Below are 5,857 nucleotides of genomic sequence, written 5' to 3'. Positions count from 1 at the left end.
TCTGACGTGTAGGTTGAGGCTTGCGAAGCGCGCCTACTTTTTGGCAATAATGTAGACCGCGTGAATGATACCGGGCAGGTATCCGAGCAGCGTTAACAGAATGTTCAGCCAGAAGTGTTTGCCCAAGCCAACTTGCAGAAACACGCCCAGTGGTGGCAGCAGAATAGCAATCAGTATACGTAGTAAGTCCATAGCGTTAATCCTTGATGAGTACACTGATAGTACTCATCAAGAATGCGTGGCTAAAGCTCTGGTTGGTCAACTTTTCACACTTGAGCGCGGCTATGGGAGGTTGCGGCTCTGGTCGACAAAAATCAGCTGGCTGGTATCAAATCCGCGTTGCGCCGCTTCCTCTACCAGGTGATTCAGCGTTTTTTCATCCAGTGTTGGCTGTCTTGCCAGCAGCCATAGGTAGGAGGTGTCCGGGCCAGATACAAGCGCGTATTCGTAGTCTTTGTGATCAAGTACGAAGATCGCGTAGGACGCATAAAACGGGCCGAAGAATGAAACCTTGAGGTAGCCAGTTGCTTCATCGTCTACTGGATACGCTTTACCAATCGCTTCTTTCCACTTGCCTTTTTCCGATGAATAGCCGCGATTCAGCACCTTAACGCTACCGTTTTCCTGCAATGAATACTCGGCAGTGACCGCTTCCAGGCCACGTTCAAAGGAGTGGTCGAGTCGGGCTATTTCATACCATTGGCCCAGATAGCGTTCCAGCTCGAAGTTTTTCACCGGGGTGACGGTTTCGGGCATGCCCAGGCAGCCGCTTAGCAGTATGGATAGAGAGGCTGTCAGCAATTTTCTCATCGGGTTTTACTCATCTTATTGTTGAATGTAGATCAATTGTAGTGTGAATGAGTGAACGAGGCTATTGTGGCTCGCTGCTTTGGCTCACGGCGGGTCGCATAGTTGGTGGCGTCTGTCGTGGGATAAAGCCCCTGCGCTATTTCACAACGCGGTGTTCTATTTCGCGAATAATACTGCTTTGCTCGACAGAAGGTGTAATGAGTAACGCATTTTTAGCTATGCTTGTCATATTGCGGGTGTTCGGTGACGCCACAACGGGACAAACATGACAGCACAATTTCCAAAACTGATACTGTTCGATTGGCACGGCACGCTGGTGGATACCGCCGATGCCATGTTCAGTGCGATGGCGGATATGCTGCCGCTGCTCGAGGAATTGGGCTTGGTCAAGGCGCTGCTGGCAGAGGCTGATTGTGCCAACGAGGCCGACGCACGACTGGTACGTTATATCCGTATTTTCCGGCGCCTGCATCCACGCATACTCGCCGAGCGTCGTGTATCGCGCACCGAGATTTTCAATGCGATTTTTGGCGACAACCGGGAGGCAAAGCGCATTGCTCACGCGGCCTACAATCGCTGCTATCGCGATCACTTTGGCAAGGTCAGGCCTTTTCAAGACGGCATTTTCGAGTATTTGAGCGCTTTGCAGGCCGCTGGCATACGCTTGGGTGTGGCGACCAATCGCAGTCGAGAATTTCTCGATTACGAATTGAAGACCGTAGACGGTGGCCGGTGGCAGACGTTATTTTCCACCACCGTTTGCGCCGACGATGTGAGTGAATACAAGCCTGAACCAGAAATGTTGGAGCGGGCAATGGCAGATGTGGGTGAGCGCGCGGGCGAACACGTGTGGTATGTGGCTGACAGCATAGTGGATATGCAGACAGCCAAAAACGCCGGCATTAATGCTGTGTTTTATAACGGTGGGTTTTGGGAGGTCCCCGCCCTACGTCTGGCCTTCAGCGGCTACAAGACGCTCGCGGTTATCAATAGCTTTGATGAGCTGTTTGATGTGCTGGCGGAGAGTGCGCCGGACATAGTGTCACGCGTTCGACCCGGTCCGTTCAAGCCCCCTGAACCGCCGCCACCGAGAATTGAGCCAGATTGGCACCCGGCGGTGGCGCGCCTCTCCACACCTGATGTCATTCTGTTCGATTGGCACGCCACCCTGGTCGACACGCTGGATGCCATGTATCACGCGGTAGACGATATGCTGCCTGAACTGGCCGAACTTGGTCTGCTGAAGCGTTTGGTTAAACCTGAAGATAGCCGTTCGCCAGAGGATGCAAAACTGGTGGAGTACGTGCAGAGCTTCAGCCGCTTGCACCCGAAGGTAAGGGCGGATCGAAAAATATCCCGGACCGACATTTTTGAAGTGCTGTTTGGCAAGGATGAAGAGGCCAAACGCATTGCCCACAAAGCCTTCAATCATCATTATCGCAACCACTATGGTGAGGTGGAGCCGTTTGAGCCACAGGTGCGCGCAATGCTGAAAAGTTTGCGGCTGTTGCCGCTAAAGGTTGGTGTGATCACCAATCGCGACCGTGAGTTTTTCGAGCATGAACTGTCGGCGGTAGAGGGCACCGGCTGGTCCGAGCTGTTCGACGCCGACGTCTGTGGCGATGACACGCCGCTGCGCAAGCCGCACCCGGATCAGTTGTTGCTCGCTGCAGAAAAAGTTGGAGCAGCTCCCGGTTTAAATGTCTGGTATGTGGGGGATAGCACCACAGATATCGTTGCCGCCAAAAGGGCGGGCATGACAGCAGTGTTTTTCAATGGCGCGCTATGGGACCTACCCTGGCTGCACAAAATATTTCCGGGTACGCAGGCACACCCTCACCGGCCCGACGTGGTGGTGAATGATTTTTCCGAGTTCTGGGCATTGGTGCTAGCCTGTGAACGCCACCGCCAAAAACCGGGGTCGTAACGAGTATTTTTTGAACAATGACGGCATTTGGTTAAAAAATACTCGTTACGACCCCGGTTTTCTGCGTGTCAGGTGAAGCGGTACTCGCTCATCGGGCCTGTGGTCATTGTGTTGAAGTCGCAAAAGCCCGGCAGCTCCTCATACATCTGTTGCACGATGGCCGGATCTCCGAAGTAGCGATCCTCATCGGTAAAATCCTGCAGTGAGCGAAAGTGCTCCAGCACCAGTGCCCGATAGGGTGGGGCATGCTCGGTCAGCGGACGGGTTACGGCATTGCGCACGTACGACCAACGATCTGGATGCAACTGGAAAGACAGCTCCGTGTGCGCTGCCCAGTTGCGGTAGAAATCGGCGTCGGCCACGTTGGCTGGTTTGCCGTGCGCCGTAAACTGGGTAACGCCGGGGCGACGCTCGCCTTCCGGCCACGTGGTGTCGCAGGGTTGGGGTACTGACTCTGTGACCAGATAGCCGTGCACCTCGCAGCCTATGGCTGCCAGCGTATTCAGATAGGCCGGATGCCGATCAACCGTATCGGTCCATACGGAGACCACCGCGCCGATTGTATCCCAGGGCCCCGCGATACGTTGTGGTGCTACGACAGACACGTCCTTGTCGAGATTGGCTATGTTGATGGTGAAATTGACGGCGCCGGCTTCTCGCAGGTTGGTCAAGGCGTCTCCCAGCAGGAAATGCTGCAGTGTGCCTGCGGTGGTGGCGCGGTCCAGCAGATAGATCAGTTTTTCCATGTGACACCTTTGTGTGGCCTGCAATCACCATAGGCAACCGGTGGCGTTCCCATCATGACAGTTGTGTAAAGTTGTAGTGAACACCTGTGTTGATTTGCTATATTCGAACTCAGACCCCGATTACCCGGAACAGCAACGGAGAACAGCATGAATACTGGGCCAGTAGAAGACCGCCTCGCCATCCGCGAATTGTGTGAAGAGTTTGCCGCAGGCGCCATGCGCATCGATGCCGATGCCTGGGGAGAAACCTGGGCAGAGGAAGGGGTGTGGGGCCTGCCTTCCATGGAGAAGCCCGTGGAAGGCAAAAACAATGTGATAGAGGCCTTTCGCGAAAAGCTCGCCTATGTAGAGTTTATGAGCATGATTTCCTTCCCGGCCGAGCTGGTCATTGAGGGCGAAAAAGCGAAAGGTAAGTGTTATTGCCGCGAACTGATTTTCCCCAAAGCGGGAGGGCAGGTGGTTGTGGTTGGCTGCTTTGACGACGAGTATGTGAAGCGCGACGGCCGCTGGTACTTTACCAAGCGTATTTATGAGGTGATGGGTAAGGGCTGAGTTCTCACTGCGCAAAGTGAACTTGCTTGCCGTCGTCTCGTCAAAGCGTCGCCGCGTTTGAGGACGGAGCGCGGCATGTGCCATTTTTGCTTCGGCCGGAATTGAACAGTATTGTTTAATAGCGATAGACTCAGGGTTCCGGTCCACATCAAATTACAACAGGGCGCCCGATGTCGAATACTTCCCACTATCATGATCTGATTATCGTCGGCAGCGGCGGCGGGTCCATGTGCGCTGCACTTTACGCTGCCAGCCGGGGCAAGAAAGTTCTCGTGCTCGAAAAATCCGGGTATTACGGCGGGACCACGGCGCGCTCTGGCGGGGTGATGTGGATTCCCAACAATCGCTTTATGAAGCGCGATGGTGTGGAAGATTCTTTCGAGCGGGCCCGGACCTACCTGGAAGCTCTGGCGGAAACCTTTGAAGACGCTCCCGGTGCCACGCCCGAGCGCCGCGAGCGTTTTCTGAAGGAAGCCCCGGCCATGATCGATTTTCTGGTAGAGCAGGGGCTGGAGCTGGACCGGGTGCCGTTCTGGCCGGACTACAACGACGAACTGTCGGGCGGCTGCAAAACCAGTCGTTGTGTTGTCGCAGCCCCGTTCAACAAAAAAGCGCTGGGGGAATGGGCGGACAAACTTCGTCCGGGCTTTCTGGATTTGCCGGCCACACTGGACGAGGCGCTGGCTATTCCCTATGTAAAACGCAGTTGGGCCGCCAGAAAAGTTTTCGTGCGGGTGGCTTTCAAGGTGATTGGTGCGTTGCTAACTGGGAAGCGTTATGTGTCTTGTGGCGCAGCGTTGCAGGCTCGGCTGTTACAGGCTGCGCTCAGTCATGGCGTTGAAATCCGCCTCGAAACGGCGGTACGCGAATTATTGGAGCACAACGGGCGTGTCACTGGTGTTATTGCCGAGCACAATGGCAAGCGCGAGCAGCTCGGCACATCGCTGGGCGTTATTGTGGGCGCTGGTGGCTTTGCCCATAACCAGGCTCTGCGAAATCAATATCAGCCGGGCACCAATGTGCAGTGGTCCAGTGCGCCGGTGGAAGATACCGGTGACATGCACCTTGAGCTGCAGCGTATAGGCGCGGCGTTGGCGCAGATGGAAGAAATGGTCGGCCAGCCCTGCATACTGCCACCCGACAGTCAGTACGGAGAAATCCAGCAAAGCGCTCAGGGTCCCTCTGCCAAACCCCATGCGATTCTGGTGGATCAGAGCGGGCAGCGATACCTCAACGAGGCCAGCTCTTACATGACCTATTGTCAGGAAATGCTGGCGCGGAACAGGACGGTACCGGCAGCCCCAAGCTGGATGGTATTCGACAGTCAATATCTGAAAAAGTACATGCTTGCCGGCACCATGCCCGGCAAGAAAAAGCTGGCGGAGTGGGAGCAGTCCGGTTTTCTCAAGAAGGGCGAAACAGTAGAGACGCTGGCCGAAGTCATCAACGTAGAGGCCACAGTGCTGGCGCAAACGGTATCCCGTTTTAATGGCTTTGTGGATCAAAACCGGGACGATGATTTTCATCGCGGAGAGCGGGAGTATGCGCGCTGGCTGGGTGACTATTTGCACCAGCCGTCGCCCACGCTGGGGCGGATTGATCAGGGGCCTTTCTACGCGGTAGCGGTTTATCCCGGTGATGTGGGCACCTATGGCGGCGTTGTCACCGATGAGTGTGCTCGCGTCCTGCGTGATGATGGTTCTGCTATTGAGGGGCTATATGCCGCAGGGGTGGTTACCGCCTCGGTGATGGGGCGCGCATACCCTGGCGCAGGGTCGAGTGTCGGGCCAGCGCTTACCTTCGGTTTTGTTGCAGCGAAGGA

At 55.5% G+C, this 5,857-nt stretch carries 6 protein-coding genes; 3 read left to right on the top strand and 3 right to left on the bottom strand.

The genetic code is table 11. The annotated features are described in order from the left end of the window. Positions 1 to 33: 33 nt before the first annotated feature. Together ABYP39_RS16815 and ABYP39_RS16810 are read right to left on the bottom strand one after the other, a co-directional pair. On the bottom strand, positions 34 to 192 hold the full coding sequence (locus tag ABYP39_RS16815; RefSeq protein WP_372759961.1) for a YqaE/Pmp3 family membrane protein: 159 nt from the start codon (positions 190 to 192) through the stop codon (positions 34 to 36). A 90-nt stretch (positions 193 to 282) separates the two neighbouring features. Next, positions 283 to 810 carry a lipocalin family protein gene (locus ABYP39_RS16810; protein WP_372749605.1) on the bottom strand — a complete coding sequence of 176 codons (528 nt, stop codon included), beginning with the start codon at positions 808 to 810 and terminating at the stop codon, positions 283 to 285. A gap of 265 nt (positions 811 to 1,075) precedes the next feature. Between ABYP39_RS16810 and ABYP39_RS16805 the strand changes: the two genes are divergently transcribed. Further along, entirely contained in the window at positions 1,076 to 2,737 is a 1,662-nt protein-coding gene (locus ABYP39_RS16805) for an HAD family hydrolase (RefSeq protein WP_372749606.1), read from the top strand. A 68-nt stretch (positions 2,738 to 2,805) separates the two neighbouring features. Here ABYP39_RS16805 and ABYP39_RS16800 read toward each other — a convergent pair whose 3' ends face one another. Beyond that, a complete protein-coding gene (locus tag ABYP39_RS16800; RefSeq protein ID WP_372783723.1) occupies positions 2,806 to 3,483 on the bottom strand; it encodes a hypothetical protein in 678 nt (225 codons plus the stop codon). Between the two features lie 147 nt (positions 3,484 to 3,630). Between ABYP39_RS16800 and ABYP39_RS16795 the strand changes: the two genes are divergently transcribed. Then, positions 3,631 to 4,035 carry a nuclear transport factor 2 family protein gene (locus ABYP39_RS16795; protein ID WP_372749608.1) on the top strand — a complete coding sequence of 135 codons (405 nt, stop codon included), beginning with the start codon at positions 3,631 to 3,633 and terminating at the stop codon, positions 4,033 to 4,035. 170 nt (positions 4,036 to 4,205) lie between these two features. Then, a partial coding sequence (locus ABYP39_RS16790) for an FAD-dependent oxidoreductase (protein ID WP_372783721.1) occupies positions 4,206 to 5,857 on the top strand: 1,652 nt, incomplete at its 3' end.

The organism is Litorivivens sp. (genome assembly GCF_041625495.1).
Taxonomy (GTDB): Bacteria; Pseudomonadota; Gammaproteobacteria; order Pseudomonadales; family Spongiibacteraceae; genus Litorivivens.
This window is presented reverse-complemented; position numbering and strand designations above follow the sequence as displayed.

What these genes read in the sequence shown, in the direction of transcription:
- ABYP39_RS16800 (WP_372783723.1), bottom strand. Translation starts at nt 3,483, where the DNA reads ATGGAAAAACTGATCTATCTGCTGGACCGCGCCACCACCGCAGGCACA.
- ABYP39_RS16795 (WP_372749608.1), top strand. Translation starts at nt 3,631, where the DNA reads ATGAATACTGGGCCAGTAGAAGACCGCCTCGCCATCCGCGAATTGTGT.
- ABYP39_RS16815 (WP_372759961.1), bottom strand. Translation starts at nt 192, where the DNA reads ATGGACTTACTACGTATACTGATTGCTATTCTGCTGCCACCACTGGGC.
- ABYP39_RS16810 (WP_372749605.1), bottom strand. Translation starts at nt 810, where the DNA reads ATGAGAAAATTGCTGACAGCCTCTCTATCCATACTGCTAAGCGGCTGC.
- ABYP39_RS16805 (WP_372749606.1), top strand. Translation starts at nt 1,076, where the DNA reads ATGACAGCACAATTTCCAAAACTGATACTGTTCGATTGGCACGGCACG.